Here is a 19491-nt window from a genome sequence, read left to right as displayed (position 1 = left end):
CGCCACCTGATTGATCAGGCGGCGATTAATTGAGTTTTACTACATTATCGCATGCGAACGTAGGACGTGCCGTCGAAGCAGCCGACGACCATGCCGGCGGATTCGCGCGTGAAGAGGCCGTTCTCGACAACGCCGGGGATGCGGTTCAGCTCCAGTTCGAGCGCCGCGGGAACAGGAATGACGCCACAGGCGCAATCGAGGATGAAATTGCCGCTGTCGGTCACCACAGGCTGGCCGTCGCGCATGCGCCGGGCGATCGCGGCATCGCCGACGCCATTGGAGGCAAGCGCGCCCGCCACCATCCGCTCGGTCTGCTTCCAGGCGAACTGGACCACCTCGACCGGCAGCGGAAACGCCCCGAGCCGGTCGACGATCTTGCTCTCGTCGCACACGGTGATCATCCGCTTCGAGGCATGGGCGACGATCTTCTCCCACAACAGGCAGGCGCCACCGCCCTTGATCATGTTGAAGTCGCGGTCGATCTCGTCGGGGCCGTCGATGGTAAGGTCGATCTCGCCGATGTCGTTCGGGTCGGTGATGGCGATACCGACCTCGCGGGCGACGTCGATGGTCGAACGCGAGGTGGTGGTGCAGGTCAGGCGCAGGCCGCCGGCGACATGCTTGCCGAGTTCGCGCACGAAGAAATGCGACGTGGTGCCCGAGCCGAGCCCGAGCTTCATGCCGTCGCGCACGAATTCCTCGATGACCCTGCGTCCGGCAATCTTCTTTGCTTCATCCTGAGCCGACATGGGCAACCTTTCCGTGATGTTGGGGCGCGCGGGTGAAGCCCCGCGTCAGATCTTGTCCGTCTGCCAGCTGTCGAGCGCTGGCAACTGGTCGGGAAACTCGCTGCCGCTCATGACCGCGATGGCCGTGACCAGCATGTTGACGACGAGATGGTGGTTCAGCCGCGAGGCAAGCGGCGTCATCAGTTCCGTGCGGTCGTAGGGGAGCACGGCGACGAGGGCGTCGGTGACGCGGGCAAGCGGGCTGTCGGCGGCGGTGATGGAAACGACGCGCGCGCCACCCGCCCGGGCGGCGATGGCGATCTCCACCATCTGCTTGGTGTGGCCGGACTGGGAGAAGATCAGCGCCACCTCGCCGGGGCGCGAGGCCTCGGCATGCATCCACTGCTTCTTGCGTCCAACGACGGCGGCGCAGCGCATGCCGAGGCGCTGGAACTTGTGCTCGGCATCGATCGCCGTCACCTCGGAAATGCCGGTCGCATAGATGCCGGTCCAGGTGCCGGCGCGCAGAAGGCCGGCCGCATCCTCGACCTGCTGGGGAACCAGATCCTCCAGAACCCGCTGTATCGCGTTGAGCGAATTGCGGCAGGTCTTGCGGACGATGTTGTCGATGCCGTCGCGCGCGACGATCTGCTCATAGGCGAAGGGCGCCGAGGGAACCAGGCTCTGCGCCAGGTTGAGCTTGAAATCCTGGTAGCCGTCGAAGCCGAAGCGGCGGCAAAAACGGATGATCGTCGGATCGCTGACGGAGCAGTTCTCCGAGAGCCGCGCCATGCTCATATGGATGACGTCGCCCGGCACCGAGCTGATGAAATCGGCCACGCGCTTCTCGGCGGCGCCCATGCCGTCGCGCTCCTGCTGGATCCGCTGAAGAAGGCTGATGGTCACGAGTGTCTCCCTGTCTGCGGTCACGCGGGCGTTACCGCCGGGTCCGGTCGATATGCCAAGAGATCCGAGAGGCGCGCGAGCCGCGCCTGCGCCGGCACATCGACCTCGGGCCCGCCGCCCCAGGGCACGACGAAGAACGGCACCCCGGCGCTCCGGGCGGTGTTTCGGTCGACCGGCGTGTCCCCGATATACGCGAAGGAGCCGGGCGCAAGCCCCATGCGCTCCGCCACCGCGAGAAGATGCCCTGGATCAGGCTTGCAGGCCGGCACCGCGTCGGCGCCGAGCACCGCGTCGAAGAGCGGCGCGAGGCCGAGGAGCTCGAGAATGCGGCCGGTGAGCGCATGCGGCTTGTTGGTGCAGATGCCCAGGCGAAAACCGGCCTGCCTGAGCTCGGCGAGATCCTCGCGCACATGCGGAAAGAAGCGCGTGCGCTCGGCTGGCCTTTCGCCATAGGCGGCGATATAGGCGGCAAGCAGCGACGTAATCTCGTCCTCGCCAGCGGAAATCCCCTTGTCGGCGACGATGTCGGCAACGAGGCGGCGCGGGCCGTTGCCGAGAAAACTCTCGACATAGGCGACCGGCAGTTCCGGCCAGCCGCGTTCGGCGAAGCAAGCGTTGATGGCGGCTGCGATATCCGGAGCGCTGTCGATCAGCGTGCCGTCGAGATCGAAGATGAGGGCGCTGTATCCTGGCATGCGCGCTGAGGTCCTTTCGGTCGTCATGTCACGGGTCAAGGTCTGGATGGCCGAGCGCGGCAAGGCTGTCGTGAAGGGCGGGGTAGAGCGCCTGGTAGATATCGTGGGCGCGCCGGTAGATCGCTGTCGCGCCGGGGTCGGGTGTCTCGCGCGCCAGCTCGCGCAGCGTCGCGGCCGCCGCCGTCGCATCCGGCCACACACCGGCTCCGACACCGGCGACAAGGGCCGCGCCAAAGGCCGCGCCTTCCGCCGCCCCCTCGCAGGTCACCACGTCGCAGCCGAAGAGGTCGGCCTGCATCTGCCGCCACAGGAGGGACCGGGCGCCACCGCCCGACGCCTTGACGAGATGGCCGGGAATGCCCATTGCCCGCATCAACCCGTGCATGTCGTAAAAGGCGTGTACCACGCCCTCCATCACGGCGCGGGCGAGGTCGCCGGCGCCGTGACGCGCGGTCAGGCCGACGAGAGCGCCGCGCGCGGCCGGGTCGGGATGAGGGCAGCGCTCGCCGTTGAGATAGGGCAGGAACAGAAGGCCGCGCGCGCCCGGCGGCGCGGTTTCCGCGCGCGCCACGATCTCCTCGAAATCGAACGCCTCGTTGCCCCAGCCGCGCAGAACCTCGCGAAACCAGCTCATCGCGCCACCGGCGTTGAGCGACACGCCCATGGCGTGCCACGTCGCGGGGCTGACGTTGCAAAACACCTGGATACGGCCGTCGCCGCTGTCGATGGGCGCGTCGAGCGCGGCGGCGAGAATGCCCGCCGTGCCGATGGTCGTCTGCAGCTCGCCGGGCGCGATCACCCCCGAGCCGATGGTCTGGATGACGCTGTCGCCACCGCCGCCGACGACCGGCGTGCCCGCGGGCAGACCGAAGAGTTCGGCACCGGAGTGGCTCACCCGACCGCTGACCACATGGGATTCGTGACAGGGCGGCAGGATGGCGGGGTCGATGCCGAGCGTCTCGATCAGCCCGGTCGCCCAGCGCCGTCGGCGGGTGTCGAACAGACCCGTGCCGGATGCGTCCGAGACCTCGGTCGCGATCTCTCCGGTCAGGACGAGACGCAGGTAGTCCTTGGGATTGAGCACATGGCGAAGCCGGGCGAAGAGGTCCGGCTCGTGCCGCTTCATCCAGAGGATCTTGCCGCCGGTATAGCCGACCAGCATCCGGTTGCCGGTCGCAGCCAGAAGCGCCTCGAGCCCGCCGGCGGCCTGCGTGATCTCCTCGCACTCCGCGCCGTTGCGCTGGTCGTTCCAGAGGATCGCCTTGCGCAGCACCTTTCGCTCGCCATCCAGCGGCGTCAGCCCGTGCATCTGCCCGGACAGGCCGACGGCGAGCACCGTCGTGCCCGGCGCGGCGGCAAGGGCGCCGGCCACCGCCTTGCGCGCGCCCTCAACCCAGAGCGCCGGGTCCTGCTCCGTCCATCCGGGTCGCGGCTGGTCGAAGGGATAGGCTGCGGTGTCGGCGGCGATCACGCCGCCGTCGCGCCCGATCAGCAGCGCCTTGCAGGCGGAAGTGCCGATATCGATGCCAAGCAGTGCCTCGCCCATCTCACACCTCACCGTGGAAGAGGCGGACATGCTTGAAGTTGAAGTACTCCAGCATTCCCTCTCGGCCGTGTTCGTAACCGACGCCGCTCTGCTTCCGCCCGCCATAGGGCGCGTTCATGATGCCCGCGTCGACGGAATTGAGCGCCACATTGCCGTAGTCGAGATGCGCGGACAGGCGCTGAACCTCACCGAGATCACGGGTGTAGGCATAGGCCGCAAGGCCGTAGGGCGTGTCGTTGGCCAGCGCGATGGCCTCGTCGAGCGTATCAAAGGGAGCAACGCCGACCAGCGGACCAAAGGTTTCCTGCGACATGACCAGCATGTCCTGACGGCAGTCGGCGACGATGGTCGGCCGGAAGAAATGCCCGCTGGCGAACTCCGCCCCCTGCGGCGCGGCTCCGCCGGCGACGAGCCGTGCGCCCTTGTCCAGCGCATCGGAGAGATGCTCACGGGTCTTGGCAAGCGGCTCGGCCGAGGCCATCGCGCCGAGATCGGCGTCGGGCCGCTCCAGGCCGTTGCCGATTGTCAGCGCGCCGGCGGCGCGGGCAAATCCCTCGAGGAACGCATCATAGACCGGCCGGGCCACATAGATGCGATTGATAGCGATGCAGATCTGCCCCATGTTGCGGAAGGAGCGCCGGGCCGCGCCCTTGACCGCCGCATCGAGATCGGCGGCCGCCGTCACGATCATCGGACAGTTGCCGCCAAGCTCCAGCGACAGGCGCTTCACCTGCGGGCAGCTTTGCTGAATGTGAAGGCCAACCGCGCTCGAGCCGGTGAAGGCGATCTTGTCGACGCCCGGATGTTCCACCAGCGCCTGCCCGACGACCGAGCCCTTGCCGGTCAGGACATTGACCACGCCGGCGGGAATGCCGGCCGCGGCCACCTTCGCCGCGATGGCAAGCGCCGTGAAGGGGGTGAGCTCGGCCGGCTTGATGACGATGGTGCAGCCGGCGGCAAGCGCACCGCAGAGCTTCCAGCCCACGAGTTCCGCCGGATAGTTCCATGGCGTGATCGCGCCGACGACGCCAATCGGCTCGCGCACCACCAGGCTCTGGAAGCCGGGCTGGTCATTGGGCACTATCTCCCCATGCACGCGCACCGCTTCCTCGGCATAGAAGTGACAGGCCTCGGCAAGCTTCAGGATCTCGCCCCGCGCCTCGTTGACGGGCTTGCCCTGCTCCAGCGTCATGATGCGCGCCATGGCGTCCGCGTCCGCGCCGATCAGGTCGCCGAGCCTGTGCAGCACCTCGGCGCGCCGGCGCGCCGGCAGGCCTGCCCAGGGGTGGAAGGCCCGACGCGCGGCGGCAACGGCCGCCTCGATCTCTTCCGCCGTCGATGCCGCTATGTGACCGATCACCTCTCCGGTCGCGGGATTCTCGACCGCGACGCGGGGACCGGCACCTGGCCGGAAGGCTCCCTCGACAAAGATCATCCCGCCCAGATCGGCAACATCCTCACACGGCATTCGCATTCCTCCCGGCCACAGCGCATGGCATCCTGTTTTTTCCAGAAATATAGGATTACTACATTTTTGCAAGACCCACCCTGACACAACCGCCCAGCACGCTGGCTCGATCAGCGCAAAAATGAAAATAATCCTTTTAATTCAAACAAAAACGAGGAGATCGAAAAAATTCAGATGCCCCATGACAAGTCCGCTTGACTTTCCAAACGCTACATAAATAGTTTTACTACAAAATCAGAGGAGACTCCCATGCTGCCAGACTTTCCGGACGCCGCGCGCCTCGTCGGCCGCGTCTGGCGCGCCGACCTCGGCGCGCCGGCCGTGGCGATCCTGCGCGCAGGCCGCGTCATCGACGTCACCAACGCGGTGACCAGCGTCGCCGATTTTCTCGACAACGATCCGGCCGGCCGCTTCGACACGCTGGAGGGCGAGGACATCGGAGGGATCGAGAAATTCCTCCTCGACCCTGCCGATATCGGGTACGGCGCCGCACGCGACTGCCTGCTCGCGCCCTGTGACTTCCAGCCGCTGAAAGCCTGTGGCGTGACTTTCGCCCAGAGCATGATCGAGCGCGTCATCGACGAGCGCACCGCCGGCGATCCGGCACGCGCCGACGAGATCCGCCAGCGCATCGGCACGCTCATCGGCGGCAGCCTGTCGAACATCGAGGCGGGATCGGAGAAGGCGGCGGAGGTCAAGGCGGCGCTGCAGGCGGAGGGCCTGTGGTCGCAATACCTTGAGGTCGGCATCGGCCCCGACGCCGAGGTCTTCACCAAGTCGCAAGTGCTTTCCGCCGTCGGCCACGGTGCCGAGGTCGGCATCAACCCGATCTCCGCCTGGAACAATCCGGAGCCCGAGGTGGTGCTTGCCGTCGACAGCCGCGGCGGCATCGTCGGCGCGACGCTCGGCAATGACGTCAATCTGCGCGACGTCGAGGGACGCTCGGCCCTGCTGCTCGGCAAGGCCAAGGACAACAATGCCTCCTGCGCGCTCGGCCCCTTCATCCGCCTCTTCGACGCGGAGTTCGCGCTTGCCGACATCGAGCGGGCGACGATCGCCCTCAAGGTCACCGGCCAGGACGGCTTCGTCATGGAGGGGCACTCGGACATGGCCGAGATCAGCCGCAAGCCGGCGGAGCTCGTGCGCCAGACGCTCAATGCCTGCCACCAGTACCCCGATGGCTTCGTCCTCTTCCTCGGCACCATGTTCGCCCCGACGCAGGACCGGGCGGAGCCCGGCTCGGGCTTCACCCACCGGCCCGGCGATGTGGTCGAGATCTCGACCCCGCTTCTCGGCACGCTGCGCAACACGGTGACCACTTCCGACAAGGCGCGGCCCTGGACCTACGGCCTGCGCCAGGCGATGCGCGACATCGCGCGGCGGAGCGGCTCGTGAGCAAGAAGCGTCTCGTCGTCACCGACCAGTCCTTCGGCGGCACCGCGCAGGAACGCGCGGCCGCCGAGGCATGCGGCGCCAACTTCAGCGACAACCAGTGCGCCGACGAGGCGCAGACACTCGCCGCCACCGGAGGCGCGCAGGTCGTGCTCAACAATTTCGCGCCAATGACGCGGCGGGTGCTCGCCGGCCTTGCCCCCGGCGCCACGGTGGTTCGCTACGGGGTCGGCACCGACAATGTCGACCTGGAGGCGGCCCGCCAGCTCGGTGTGCGTGTCTGCAACGTTCCGGACTACGGCATCGAGGAGGTTGCCGACCACGCGGCGGCGCTGGCGCTGGCGCTCGCCCGCCGTCTTCGCGCCTTCGACGCCGGCATCCGCGCCGGCGACTGGCGGATCGGTGCCATGGTGGAGGCGGTTCCCTCGCTGCGCCAGGCCACCGTCGGCATTCTCGGCATGGGCCGCATCGCCCAGGCCTTCGCCCGGCGGATGGCGGGCTTCGGCTGTGCGCTCATCGGCCATGACCCCTATGTGAGCAACCGCGAGGCCGAGGCACGCGGCATCGAGCCGGTGCCGCGCGACGCGCTGATCGCGCGTGCCGACATCCTGTCGCTGCATGTGCCGCTCACCCCCGAGACGCGCCACGTCATCGACGCGAAGGCGCTGGCGCGCATGAAGCGCGGCGCGATCCTGATCAACGTGTCGCGCGGCGGCCTCGTCGACGACGACGCACTGGCGGCGAGCCTGTCCTCAGGACATCTCGCCGGCGCCGGGCTCGACGTGTTCGAGACCGAGCCGCTGGCGCCGGATGCGGCCCTGCGCAAGGCCCCGAACGCGATCCTGTCGCCGCATGCGGCCTTCTATTCCGATGCCTCCGTGCGCCGACTGCAGCAACTGGCCGCCGAGGAGGCGATGCGCGCGCTGCGCGGCGAGCAGCTGCGCTGCGCGCTGACCTGAAACCTGCCGAACCACCCGAGGGAGGGGCGATGACCTATCGTTCGAGACTTGATCTTACCGGCAAGCTGGCGCTCGTCACCGGCGCGGGCCAGGGCATCGGCGCCGCCTGCGCGGCGGCGCTGGCGGAGACCGGAGCGCGGGTGATCGTCACCGACATCGACGCCGCACGGGCCGAGGCCCGGGCCGAAACGCTGCGGGCGGGCGGGGCAATCGCCAGCGCCGCCGCCCTCGATGTCACCGACAGCGCCCGGCTCGACGACCTGGCGGCCGCGCTGGAGCCGCTCGACATTCTCGTCTGCAACGCCGGCATCGTCTCCAACGTGCCGGCGCAGGACATGAGCGACGACGAATGGCAGAAGGTGATCGACGTCAATCTGACCGGCGTCTTCAAGACCTGCCGGGCGTTCGGCCGGCGCATGCTGGCGGCCGGTCGCGGTTCCATCGTCAACATCGGCTCCATGTCCGGCGACATCGTCAACACGCCGCAACCGCAGTGCCACTACAACGCCTCCAAGGCCGGCGTGCACCATCTGACCCGCTCGCTCGCCGTCGAATGGGCAACGCGGGGCGTGCGGGTCAACGCCGTCGCGCCGACCTATGTGGCGACACCGCTGCTCGACGGGCTGGAGAGCCAGCCGGGGCTGATCGAGCGCTGGATCGACCTGACGCCGGGCGGGCGCATGGGCCAGCCGGAGGAGATCGGCTCCATCGTCCAGTTCCTCGCCTCCGACGCCTCGAGCCTGATGACCGGCGCCATCGTGCGCGCCGACGCCGGCTACACCTGCATCTGACGCAAGACACCCCGGGAGGCCCTCATGCCCCTTGCCCTCGTTCTGGAGCGCGCACGCGAGCTTCGGCTGCGCGACATCGACCTCGGCTGGACACTCGGCCCCCGCGACGTGCGCATTCGCATGGATGTGGTCGGCGTGTGCGGCAGCGACATCCACTATTACCGGTACGGCCGCATCGGCCCCTTCGTCGTCGAGAATCCTATGGTTCTCGGCCATGAGGGCGCCGGTACGGTGCTGGAATGCGGAGCGGAAGTGAGCAGGCTCGCGGTCGGCGACAGGGTCTGCATCGAGCCGGGCGTGCCCGACTTCGCCAGCCGGGAAAGCCGGATAGGGCTCTACAATCTCGACCCCTCCCTCACCTTCTGGGCGACGCCGCCCGACCACGGATGCCTGACGCCGGAAGTGATCCATCCGGCGGACCTGTGCTACCGGCTTCCGGAAAACGTCAGCCATGCCGAAGGGGCGATGGTAGAGCCGCTCGCCGTCGGGTTGCAGGCGATGATGAAGACGCCGGTCAAGGCTGGCGACGTGGCGCTTGTCACCGGCGCCGGCCCGATCGGCATCCTCACCGCGCTGTCGGCCCTGGCCGCCGGCTGCGCGCGCGTGCTCGTCTACGATCCGGCCGCGGCGAAGCTGGAGATCGCGGCACGCTACGACGGGATCGTGCCGGTCGCCGCGCACGAAGGCACGCTTGCCGGAGCCGTGCGAGCGGCGACCGGCGGATGGGGCGTCGACGCGATGTTCGAGTGTTCCGGCGCGGCCGCCGCCTTTTCGGAGGTCGCAGCCCTGGTGCGCCCGGGCGGCACGCTCACCTGCATCGGCATGCCCACCGGCCCGGTTCCGATCGATATCGTCTCGCTGCAGCTGCGCGAGATCGCGGTGGCGACGGTGTTTCGCTACGCCAATGTCTACGACCGCGCGGTGGCGCTGATGGCCAGCGGCCGCATCGACGTCAAACCGCTGGTGTCGGCGACCTATCCGTTCGGGGACAGCATCGCCGCCTTCGAGCGCGCCGATGCCGCCCGCCCCGACGACGTCAAGATCCAGATCGCCTTCGCCTGAGCCCGCGCACCGGACGCCCGCGCGCTACATCAGCCCGCGGGCGAGCCACGTGGTCGTCGCCGGCACCAGTGCGATCAGCACCAGAACGGCGAGCATGATCCCCACATAGGGGGCCGCCCCGAGAAAGATCGTCTCGACCTTGATCCGGTCGTCATCGAGCGAGGATTTCACCGTGAAGGCGGAAATGCCGAAGGGCGGCGTCAGCAGGCCGATCTCGACGGCGATGACCGTGATGATGCCGAAGTGGATCAGGTCGAGCCCCAGCGACTTGGCGATGGGAGCGGCGATCGGCACCACGATCAGCAGGATCGAGGTGCTGTCGAGGATCATGCCGAGAAGCAGCACCAGCAGCACATAGACGGCGAGGAAGCCGTAGGCCCCCAGGCCGAGTTCGCCGATCAGCCGGCCGACTTCCATCGGGATGCCGGCCATGGTCAGCATGCGCGAATAGGTGCCCGCGGCAATCAGCAGAAACAGGATGCCGACGGAGATATAGCCGGTCTCGCGGATGATCTGGCGGCTGTTCGCACCCGTCAGCCGGCCGCGCAGCAGCGTCACCACCAGCGCGCCGGCAGCCCCCACGGCGCCGGCCTCCGTCGGCGTGAAATAGCCGCTGTAGAGGCCGCCGAGCACCAGGACGACGAGCGCGGCGAGCGGGAAGAGCTTGCGCAGGGCCGAGCCGAGGGTCTCGCTGTGCTCGATCTTCACCTGGTGGCCGGGCACGATCACCGAACCCGGCAGGAAGCGGGCGACAAACAGGATCATGGCGATGAAGGCAAGCGCCATGATCAGGCCGGGAATGAGGCCGGCAAGAAACATGCGGCCGATGGATTCCTCGGCAAGCACCCCGTAGATGATCAGCAGCAGGCTCGGCGGGATCAGCATGCCAAGGATCGAACTGCCGGCGACCGCGCCGACGGCGAAGCGGGGCTGGTAGCCGTGGCGGATCATCTCCGGTACCGCGACGCGGGTGAAGACCGCCGCCGAGGCGATGGAAATGCCGGTGACGGCAGCAAACACCGTGTTGGAGGCGACCGTGGCGACGCCGAGCCCGCCCTTGACCTTGCGCAGCGCCCATTCGGCCACGTCGAACGTGTCCTTGCCGACGTTCGAGATGCTGATCAACAGTCCCATCAGCACGAACATCGGGATGGTGGCGAAGATGTAGTCGGAAATGCCGCCGTAGAAGGTCAGCGACATGAGCCGCGTCGCCAGGTCGAAATTGCCGCGCATCAGCCAGACGCCGACGAAGGACAGCAGCATGAGCGCAACGCCGATGTGCAGGCCGACGAGGATCAGCGGCAGCAACAGGGCGATGAGGACCAGTCCGATTTCAAGCGCGCTCACGACCGCTCCTCCTGTGCCGATGCGGCATACGTGGCGTCCGCGCGGCCCCGGCCGACGGCCGTCAGCGACACCCAGATGCGGACGGTGAAGGCGAGCGCCGACGCGGCGAGCCCGGTGACAAGCATCAGCCGCACCGGCCAGGTCGGAAAGGTGAAGACCCCCTGCACGCCATAGAACTCGGACGTCGCGATGCTCTTTTCCAGAAAGCCGATGCTGCCGCCGAGCGTCACCGCGAAGACGGCGAGGCCGGCGAGCGCGAACAGCGCCTCAAGCAGACCGGCTGCCGCGGGAAAGCGCGCGCCCAGCGGCGCGATGACGAGATCGGTGCGCGTCAGCCGGTTGTGCAGGATCGTCTCGGGAAGCTGCAGGCTGACGATGCCGATGATCGAGAAGGACGCGATCTCGGCGACGCCGGTGATCGGCGCGTTGAAGAAGGACCGCCCGATCACGTCGCAGCAGATGAGCGCCATCAACGCCACCAGCCAGATGCCGCCGAGCCAGGACAGGGCGCTGAGCGCGCCCGCAAGCAGCCGCGCGGGCAGGCTCTTTCGCGCGGCCGGCGGCGTCTTGCCCGCCTGTGAAATCTCGCTGGTCATCTCTTCCCCCGGTTTGCCTCCGCGCGGCCGTGGCCGCGCGGAGGCACGTTGGTTCGTTCCTTGATCAGTCCGTGAGACCGGCCGACCAGTCGCGGGCGGGCTCCTTGCCGGCGGCCTTGAGGCGGGACATGTACTCCCGCATCACGAGCTTCGCCGGCAGGCCGGCGGCCTCGTTGGTCTCCACCCATTTGGCGGCGATGTCTGGCAGGCCATCGACCCACTTCTTGCGCTCGGCCTCGGGAAGGGTGCTGATCTTCGCCCCCTCCTTCTCCATCTGCGCCATGGCCGCCGCGCTGTTCTCGGTGATCTGTTTCGCCAGCGCGTCACGGTAGAGCTTGCCGGCGGCGACGATGGCCTTCTGGACATCCTCCGGCATGCTGTCGAACCGGTCCTTGTTCATGCCCACGGCACCGAGATACATGGCACCGATGTTGACCCTGGTGATGTAGGGGGCAACCTCATGCACCTTGGTCGGCAGGATGCCGGTGGCAAAGGACAGCGTGCCCTCGGAAACGCCGGTCTGGATATCGGTGTAGTAGGTGGTCAGCCCGCCATCGACGGGGATGGCGCCGGTACCCTCGAGCCAGGTCGCCGAAACGCCGGGCGCGGAGATCTTGCGCCCGTCGAGGTCGGCGACCGAGTTGACCGGGAAATTCGTCAGCAGGTCGTAGCTGTCCGTGCCGGCGCCGCCGAGGAAGACGACATTGTTCTGCTCCCAGGTCGCGGTGATCTCCGGGAACTCCTCCTGAATGCTGTCGACGACAGAAAGCACCGTGGCGAGATCGTCGGTGGCGAAGGGCGCGAAATAGGTGACGTTCTGCAACGGCAGCGACGAGCTTTCCCACAAGGTGCCGATCCAGCCGATGTCGGTGAGGTTGTTGGCAACCGCACTCAGCGTCTCCCGGTACTTGTAGAGCGACCCGCCGTAGGCCTCCGTCCAGACGATGCGGTAATCCGAACCCTCTTCCTCCAGAAGGCGGTTCACCGCCGGCTTGAACACCTCGTCCATCACGCCGACCCAGTGAATGGTCGTGGGATGGCTCGAGGCGATGGTGAGGTTGATTTCCTCGAGTGCGGAGGCGGCCGTCGCGGAGAGCGACAGGAGCGCCGTTGCGGCCAACAGGGCCTTGCAGGACTTCATGCGGTTTTCCTCCATCTTGCGTTCCTAATCATCGCTCCCCTTCTGCGGGGGAGGCGTCAGACCTTGCCGAGCGCCTGCAATATGCGCTCGGGCGTGAAAGGCATCCGCGACACGCTGGCGCCGAAGGGCGCGAGCGCATCGTTGATCGCGTTCATAACGGCCGCCGGCGCGGCCGCCGTTCCGGCCTCGCCGACGCCCTTGGCGCCCAGCGGCGAGGTTTCGGTCGGGGTCTCCACGTGCCCCACGTGGATGTCGGGCATCTCGGCGGCCATCGGTGCCAGATAGTCGGCCATGGTGCCGCACAGGAGCTGGCCCTCGGGGCTGTAGAGACACTCCTCGAACAGTGCCCCGCCGAGGCCCTGCACGACGCCGCCGCGCACCTGCTCGTCGACCAGAAGCGGGTTGATCACCGTGCCGCAGTCTTCCACCACCCAGTGATCGAGCAGGCGCACCTGGCCGGTGTCGACATCGACTTCCAGATACGAGGCCTGGACGCCATTGGTGAAGGCGAAGGGGTAGCCCTGGGGCACATGGTGGCGCGCGGCGGTCATCTCGGCATGAAAGCCGGCCGGCAGCGTGTCGGGCCGGAAGTAGGCGATGCGGCCGAGCTCGCTCAGCGGCAGGCGTGGCTCGCCGGTCGCCCTGGTCACCACCTCGCCGCCATGGATGTCGAGCGCCTCCGCCTGCGTCTGCAGGATGGTGGCGGCGACCGCAAGCAGGTTGTCCTTGAGCGCCGCCGCCGTCTTCATCACCGCGACGCCGCCGATGCCGGCCCCGCGCGAGGCCCAGGTGGCTCCGCCATAGGGAGACGTCTGGGTGTCGCCGGTGTAGACCTTGACCCGCTCCAGCGGCACGCCGAGGTGGGTCGCGGCGATCTGGGCCATGATCGTCTCGGTACCCTGGCCCTGCTCCGTGACGCTGACCATGACGCGGATGTCGCCGGAGGGCTCCATCTTCATCACGCAGCCGTCCTGCGCCGAGATGCGCGCGCCGCCGACGCCGTAGAAGGCCGGCCCGGGGTTGGTGATCTCGATGAAGGTGGCAAAGCCGATGCCGCGATGGACGCCGCGCCGGCGCGCCTCCGCCTGCTCCCGCCGCAACCGGTCGTAGTCCATCATCGCAGCGAGACGGGCGTGGCATTCCTCGTGCGACAGGCGCTCGAAGATGTAGCCCGTCGGCGAGGTGTGGGGATACATGTCCTGCGTCACCACATTGCGCCGGCGCATGTCGAGCGGGTCGATGCCCAGCGCCCGGGCTGCCTGGTCGACGAGCCCCTCGGTCACCGCGCAGGCGACCGGATGGCCAACGGCGCGGTACTGGCACATCGGCGTCTTGTTCTGGAAGACGACGCTGAGGCGACCGCGGTACGCCGGCATCCGGTAGGGTCCGCCCATCAGGCGGATCGCCTGGTTGCCCTCCACCGCGCTGGTGCGCGGATAGACCGAGAAAGGCCCGATTCCGGTCAGGTCGTCGACGTCCATGGCCAGGATCTCGCCCTCGGCGGAGACCGCCATGCGCGCCTTCACCCGGTGGTCGCGGGCGTGGATGTCGGTCTGGAAGGCCTCCAGCCGGTCGGCCACGAACTTGACCGGACGGCCGTGGCGGATGGCGAGCGCGCAGGCTGCCATCTCCTCGCCGTAGACATGGAGCTTGAGGCCGAAGGAACCGCCCACATCCGGCGCGATCACCCGCACATGACCTTCCTCAAGGTCGAAGTGGCGGGCAAAGACGTCCTGCATCTGGAAGGGCGTCTGGGTGGAATGATGCACGGTGAGCTGGCGAAGCGACGGGTCGAAGTCGGCGACCATCGAGCGCGGCTCCAGCGTCAGCCCGGTGTGGCGACCAAAGTGGAACTCACCCTCCGCCACATGGGCGGCGCCGGCGAAGGGCGCCTCGACCTCGCCCTTGTGCAGGTCGAGGCGGAAGGCAAGATTGTCGCCGAGGTCAGGGTGCAGGACCGCCGTCTGCGGGGCGAGTGCCGTCTCCGCATCGACAAGCGCCGGCAACGCCTCCCAGTCGACCTCGACAAGGTCCGCGCCATCCTCCGCGAGCGCGCGGCTGTCGGCGAGAACCGCGACGACCGGCTCCCCGTGCCAGAGCGCGCGCCCGACGGCGAGCGGATATTGCTCGGGCGACTTCAGCCCCGGAAAATGGCCGAGAACACCGACCCACGGGCGGCACATGGTCTTCATGTCCTCGCCGGTGACGACGTCGATCACCCCTGGCAGGGCCCGCGCCGCCTCGATGTCGACCGACAGGATCCGGGCATGGGCATGAGGGCTGCGCACGAAGGCGACATGGGCAAGGTTGCGGAAGGCGATGTCATCGACATAGCGCCCCCGGCCCTCGGCGAGACGCCGGGCGTTCTCGCGCGGCACCCGCTGCCCGACGAAATCCTGGCGCCCGCTTTCGGTGTCCTGCGGCTTCAGCACGGCGCGGCCTCCCCGGCCGGCGCCATCGCCAGTTCCTCGGCGGCGGCAAGCGTCGCGTCGACGATGGCGTGATAGCCCGTGCAGCGGCAGAAGTTGCCCGAGATATAGTCGCGCAAGCCCGCGCGCGTCGGCGTCTCGTCCGAGGCCAGATACTGATGCGCGGTCAGCAGCATGCCGCTGGTACAGAAGCCGCATTGCAGGGCGTTGCGCTCGTGGAAATGGCGCTGCAGCACCCGCATCGCCGGATCGTCGGCAAGCCCTTCGAGGGTGCGCACGTCACAGCCCTCGGCCTGAATGGCGAACATCAGGCAGGCGCGGGCGATGCGGCCGTCGACATAGACCGTGCAGGCACCGCACACGCCGTGCTCACACCCCAGATGCGTTGCCGTCAGCCCCACCGTGTGACGCAGGAAGTCGGCCAGCGTCATGCGCTGTGGCGCCTCATGGGTCACGGTTCTGCCGTTGAGCGTCAGGGTAACGGGAAAGAGACTATCCATGGGTCGGTCCGGCCCCGGTTGCAATGTCGCGAAGAAGGCGCACGGTCAGCACGCGCATGAGATGGCGCTTGGTGGCCACGCCATTGTGAAGATCGGCCGTGGGCGCGATGTCATCGGCCAGAGCATCGAGCACGGGGCCGGTGTCGAGATCGGCGAGCGACTGGCCGGCGAGCGCCTCCTCGGCGGCGCGCGCCCGCTGCGCCTTGTCGGCAACGGCGAAGAAGGCGAGCCGGGCGCCGGCGATGCGTGCCCCCTCCAGATCGATGCGGAAGGCCCCGCCGACGGCGGCGTAATCGCCGGCGCGGCGGGCGAATTCGTCGATGCCGCAACGCTGCTCGACCCGGGCGGCGGGAACGCGGATCGCCGAGACGATCTCGCCAGGCTCCAGGTCGACCGCATAGGTGCCGAGGAAGAAGTCCTGTGCCGGCACCGCACGCACGCCGGCCTGGGCCGTGACGAGGATCGTCGCGTCGAGCGCCAGCATGACCGCCGGCATTTCGGAGGCGGGATCGGCATGGACGAGATTGCCGCCGAGCGTGCCGCGCGAGCGGATCGCCTCATGGGCGATCAGCGGCACGGCCGCGTGAACCAGCGGGGCATGGCGGGCGACGAGCGCGGAGCCGCGAAGGTCGGCATAGCGCGTCATCGCGCCAATCTCGATCGAGTCCGCCGTCTCGCGAATGCCGGCAAGGCCGGGCAGGCCGGCGATGTCGACGAGCACCTTCGGCCGCGCCATGCGCATCGCCATGGCCGGCACGAGGCTCTGTCCGCCGGCGATCACCTGCGCATCGTCGCCATAGGCGGCGAAGATGTCGTGGATCTCGTCGAAACTTGACACGCGCACGTAATCGAAAGGCGCTGCCTTCATGTCCTCCCCCCGGCGGCTTCCTCGCGGCCGTTGTCGGTCGCTTTTTTGTTTATCGTTTGATAAATAACAACATCATCGCGACCCCGAGTCAATATGGATTTTCTGTCGCTTGATGCGCCTGCGGGCAGCGGCTAAGCAGACAGGCAAAAGCGGGCGGACCAGAATGGATGTGAAGGACAGGAAACGACTTTCGCCGGAACTCCGCGAAAGACAGATCGTCGCCGAGGCGATCTCCTTCTTCGCCGACCAGGGATTCGGCGGGCAGACCCGCGAGCTGGCGAAGCGCATCGGCATCACCCAGCCACTGCTCTACCGCTATTTCTCCAGCAAGGACGCGCTGATCGAGAGGGTCTATCAGGACGTCTTCGTCGGCCGCTGGAAGGAGGACTGGCAGACCATCCTCGTCGACCGCGCGCTGCCCCTGCGCGACCGGCTGTCACGGATCTACCGCGACTACGCGCGGGTCATCGACAACCGCGAATGGCTCAGGATCCTGATCCTTGCCGGCATGAAGGGCGAAAGCCTGAACCGGCGCTATCTGGAGCAGGTGCGCGAAAAGCTGATCGAGCCGCTGTGCCGGGAAATGCGCCACGAGGCGGGACTGCCCACGCCGGAAGAGGTGCCCGTGACCAGCCGCGAGACAGACCTTGCATGGTCCTTTCACGGCACCTTCGTCTATCGCGGCATCCGCAAGTGGATCTACGAGATCCCCATCGAGGACGATGTCGACGCGGTGGTCGACAGCGCCATCGAGACGTTTCTCGGAGGTTTCCCGAAAGCGCTGCCGGCGATGCTCGCCGCACAAACGGCGGCAGACGGCTAGAGCCGGCCTGCCGACGCCATTGGCGGCGCCCCGCCGCTAGCCGGCGAGCAGGCCTGCGGCGAGCAGCAGGACGGCGAGCGCCAGAAGCACGCCATTGATCCGCGCCTGCAGGAGAATGGCGCGAAGAAGCCGTTCCGCCCCGCCCGCGGCCGCTGATGCGGGCAGGCCACCCGCCACGCCGACGGCCGGAGCCCCCGCTGTCACCGGAGCGCCGCCGCCCGTGACCTCCCGTTCCAGCGCCTCCATCATCAGCCGGATGTTGCGCATCGAAACCGCTTCGACAAGCCGGCCGCCCAGCGCGGCGAGCTTGCCGCTCATCACCGTCTCGGCCGTATAGGCAATGCGGGTTCCGCTCCCGGTCTCCTCCAGCCGGATCACGGCCGCCCCCTTCGCCTGTCCGGAGGCACCGCCATCGCCGGATCCAACGATGCGAAAGCTCTCCAGGTGCAGCATGTCCTCCAGCCGCACCTTGCCGCGAAAGCGCGCGCGGATCGGTCCGACCTTGACACTCGCCACGGCCGCATAGCTGTTCTCGCCCGTCGCCTCCAGATGCTCGCAGCCGGGCAGGATCCGGGCGAGGCTGTCGGCTTCCGTCAGCGCTTCCCAAACCCGCTGCCGCGGCGCGGCGATCTCATACACTCCCGAAAGGTCCATCGTCCCCTCCCCATCCGCAAGACACATCCGCCCGCGCCGGATCAGGCCGCGTGCGTCTTTCGTTATTTATCATTCGATAAATTAATACGCAAGACAGGCGGCCGGAGCTGGCGCAAGCTGTTGGGCCGAGGTCGGGCGGGCCGGGCGACGCCGGCGAGCCGGCGCGGGCGCCCGCGGCCGGCCTTTCCGGCCCCGGAGAGGCAGCTTCGCCTCAGGTGGGAGCGAAGGTCTCTTCCATCTCGCGGCGGAAGCGAACGGCGGTTTCCGTGGTGTCGATCGCCACGTCGTCCCACCTCAGCATGGCACCCTCGGCCACATCCCGCACGAGCCGGACGTTGGCAGCGAGACCGAGCGGCAGGCAGCCGCCGGCCAGCGACCTGGCCGCCGGCTGCTGCTTGCCCCAGACGGTCGCCCCACCCTCGCCGTCGAGCATCTCGCCGGCCTTGAGGTCGCGCTTGGCGGTCGCCACCACATCGGCGACGAAGCCCACGGGCGATCCGGTCGGCTCCCGGCGCAGCACCGCGGAGGCCACCGACACGCCGAGTTCCATGCCGATCATATGGGTCGGCCGATAGAGAGCGGCGTAGCGGCCGGTCTCGTCTTCCAGCATGTGATACTCGCTGAAGCAGCGGCTGGCGTAATCGGTCTCCGCCTCGATCACGACGAACGTGCCCATGGCAAGGTGATGGGGAACGTCCGCGCCGTCACGGGTGAGCGAGGACACGACCTCGGTCGTGCCGGTGATCGGCAGGGTGCCACCGGCCTCGCGCGGGCGCAGCACGCTCGACAGCTCGAAGCGGCTCGCCGGCGGAAACGACAGCCCGTCCTCCTGCGCGACCAGGCCGGTGGCATTGCAGACCGCCGTCATCTCGATCCCCGACTTGGTGCCATCGAGGAACGAGTTGAACATCTTCGGGTTGATCAGGCTGCGGTCGGTGATGCCCAGGTACTGGACCAGCACGTCCCACACGGTCTCCGGTGTCAGCTTGTGATAGGTCGGCACGTAGCGCGTGCCCTTGCCGGCGCAGACAACCTTGAAACCACAGGTCCGCGCCCAGTCGACATGCTCGCAGATGAGCGCCGGCTGGTCGCCCCAGGCGAGCGAATAAACGAGACCGGCAGCCTCGGCGCGGCGCGCCAGCAGCGGACCGGCGAGCACATCCGCCTCGACGTTGACCATGATCAAGTGCTTGCCCGCCTCGATGGCGGCGAGCGCGTGGCGGATGCCGACGGCCGGGTCGCCGGTGGCCTCGATGACCACGTCGATGCGCCCGTCGGCGAGCACACCGGCCAGATTGTCGGTGACGAGGGTCGCGCCGGTATCGATCGCCGCGTCGAGGGAGCCGGCTGTCGACTGCTCGTCCGGCCAGCCGCAGGTGGCGAGCGTGCGCCGGGCCCGGGCCGGGTCGAGATCGATGATCGCGGCGACATGCACGCCGCGCGTCAGGCGGGCTTGCGTCAGATACATCGAGCCGAACTTTCCCGCGCCGATGATGGCGACGCGAACGGGACGCCCGGCCGTGTCGCGGGCCGCGAGCATGCGAGACAGATTCATGACTTTCCTCCCTTTTTGCGGAGAATGGGCC

At 68.1% G+C, this 19491-nt stretch carries 18 protein-coding genes; 5 read left to right on the top strand and 13 right to left on the bottom strand.

Annotated features, from left to right (window positions below):
- Positions 1-44: 44 nt before the first annotated feature.
- From rpiA to ACN0WF_RS05485, 5 genes are read right to left on the bottom strand one after another with little or no spacing between them, the layout of a single operon-like run.
- Positions 45-749, bottom strand: a complete 705-nt coding sequence (gene rpiA, locus ACN0WF_RS05505; protein ID WP_417771796.1) for a ribose 5-phosphate isomerase A — start codon at positions 747-749, stop codon at positions 45-47.
- Positions 750-794: 45 nt separating this feature from the next.
- A complete protein-coding gene (locus ACN0WF_RS05500) occupies positions 795-1634 on the bottom strand; it encodes a MurR/RpiR family transcriptional regulator (RefSeq protein ID WP_417771795.1) in 840 nt (279 codons plus the stop codon).
- Positions 1635-1654: 20 nt separating this feature from the next.
- Positions 1655-2329, bottom strand: coding sequence for a phosphoglycolate phosphatase (gph, locus tag ACN0WF_RS05495; protein WP_417771794.1), 675 nt, complete (start codon positions 2327-2329; stop codon positions 1655-1657).
- A gap of 28 nt (positions 2330-2357) precedes the next feature.
- Positions 2358-3875 carry a xylulokinase gene (gene xylB / locus ACN0WF_RS05490; protein ID WP_417771793.1) on the bottom strand — a complete coding sequence of 506 codons (1518 nt, stop codon included), beginning with the start codon at positions 3873-3875 and terminating at the stop codon, positions 2358-2360.
- Position 3876: 1 nt separating this feature from the next.
- Positions 3877-5343 carry an NAD-dependent succinate-semialdehyde dehydrogenase gene (locus tag ACN0WF_RS05485; protein ID WP_417771792.1) on the bottom strand — a complete coding sequence of 489 codons (1467 nt, stop codon included), beginning with the start codon at positions 5341-5343 and terminating at the stop codon, positions 3877-3879.
- 249 nt (positions 5344-5592) lie between these two features.
- Here ACN0WF_RS05485 and ACN0WF_RS05480 point away from each other — a divergent pair, with 249 nt between their 5' ends.
- Genes ACN0WF_RS05480 through ACN0WF_RS05465 form a run of 4 tightly spaced genes read left to right on the top strand, consistent with a single transcriptional unit; the run spans position 5593 to position 9547 of the window.
- Positions 5593-6738 (top strand): fumarylacetoacetate hydrolase family protein, encoded by a 1146-nt coding sequence (locus ACN0WF_RS05480; RefSeq protein ID WP_417771791.1) that lies wholly within the window; start codon positions 5593-5595, stop codon positions 6736-6738.
- Positions 6735-7694, top strand: a complete 960-nt coding sequence (locus tag ACN0WF_RS05475; RefSeq protein WP_417771790.1) for a C-terminal binding protein — start codon at positions 6735-6737, stop codon at positions 7692-7694. The genes ACN0WF_RS05480 and ACN0WF_RS05475 overlap by 4 nt, the downstream gene beginning before the upstream one ends.
- A gap of 29 nt (positions 7695-7723) precedes the next feature.
- Positions 7724-8485, top strand: coding sequence for an SDR family NAD(P)-dependent oxidoreductase (locus tag ACN0WF_RS05470; protein ID WP_417771789.1), 762 nt, complete (start codon positions 7724-7726; stop codon positions 8483-8485).
- A gap of 24 nt (positions 8486-8509) precedes the next feature.
- The gene (locus ACN0WF_RS05465) at positions 8510-9547 is read left to right on the top strand and encodes an NAD(P)-dependent alcohol dehydrogenase (RefSeq protein ID WP_417771788.1); all 1038 of its coding nucleotides are present in this window, start codon (positions 8510-8512) and stop codon (positions 9545-9547) included.
- 24 nt (positions 9548-9571) lie between these two features.
- On the opposite strand, the gene ACN0WF_RS05460 is transcribed toward ACN0WF_RS05465, so the two are convergent.
- From ACN0WF_RS05460 to ACN0WF_RS05435, 6 genes are all read right to left on the bottom strand, one after another.
- The gene (locus ACN0WF_RS05460) at positions 9572-10894 is read right to left on the bottom strand and encodes a TRAP transporter large permease (RefSeq protein ID WP_417771787.1); all 1323 of its coding nucleotides are present in this window, start codon (positions 10892-10894) and stop codon (positions 9572-9574) included.
- Entirely contained in the window at positions 10891-11490 is a 600-nt protein-coding gene (locus ACN0WF_RS05455; protein WP_417771786.1) for a TRAP transporter small permease subunit, read from the bottom strand. The genes ACN0WF_RS05460 and ACN0WF_RS05455 overlap by 4 nt, the downstream gene beginning before the upstream one ends.
- Before the next feature lie 64 nt (positions 11491-11554).
- Entirely contained in the window at positions 11555-12631 is a 1077-nt protein-coding gene (locus tag ACN0WF_RS05450) for a C4-dicarboxylate TRAP transporter substrate-binding protein (protein WP_417771785.1), read from the bottom strand.
- Between the two features lie 56 nt (positions 12632-12687).
- On the bottom strand, positions 12688-15063 hold the full coding sequence (locus tag ACN0WF_RS05445; protein WP_417771784.1) for a xanthine dehydrogenase family protein molybdopterin-binding subunit: 2376 nt from the start codon (positions 15061-15063) through the stop codon (positions 12688-12690).
- A complete protein-coding gene (locus ACN0WF_RS05440) occupies positions 15057-15560 on the bottom strand; it encodes a (2Fe-2S)-binding protein (RefSeq protein ID WP_417771783.1) in 504 nt (167 codons plus the stop codon). Before ACN0WF_RS05440 ends, ACN0WF_RS05445 begins: the two co-directional genes overlap by 7 nt.
- A complete protein-coding gene (locus tag ACN0WF_RS05435; protein WP_417771782.1) occupies positions 15553-16428 on the bottom strand; it encodes an FAD binding domain-containing protein in 876 nt (291 codons plus the stop codon). The genes ACN0WF_RS05440 and ACN0WF_RS05435 overlap by 8 nt, the downstream gene beginning before the upstream one ends.
- Positions 16429-16591: 163 nt before the next feature.
- On the opposite strand from ACN0WF_RS05435, the gene ACN0WF_RS05430 reads away from it, so the two are divergent.
- Entirely contained in the window at positions 16592-17251 is a 660-nt protein-coding gene (locus tag ACN0WF_RS05430) for a TetR/AcrR family transcriptional regulator (RefSeq protein WP_417771781.1), read from the top strand.
- Between the two features lie 36 nt (positions 17252-17287).
- On the opposite strand, the gene ACN0WF_RS05425 is transcribed toward ACN0WF_RS05430, so the two are convergent.
- Positions 17288-17905, bottom strand: a complete 618-nt coding sequence (locus ACN0WF_RS05425; protein ID WP_417771780.1) for a CoxG family protein — start codon at positions 17903-17905, stop codon at positions 17288-17290.
- Positions 17906-18116: 211 nt separating this feature from the next.
- Positions 18117-19460, bottom strand: coding sequence for an NAD(P)H-dependent oxidoreductase (locus ACN0WF_RS05420; RefSeq protein WP_417771779.1), 1344 nt, complete (start codon positions 19458-19460; stop codon positions 18117-18119).
- Positions 19461-19491 lie beyond the last annotated feature (31 nt).

Origin of the sequence: Stappia sp. (assembly GCF_048268045.1) — a bacterium.
In the GTDB taxonomy this organism is placed as follows: Bacteria; Pseudomonadota; Alphaproteobacteria; order Rhizobiales; family Stappiaceae; genus Stappia.
This window is presented reverse-complemented; position numbering and strand designations above follow the sequence as displayed.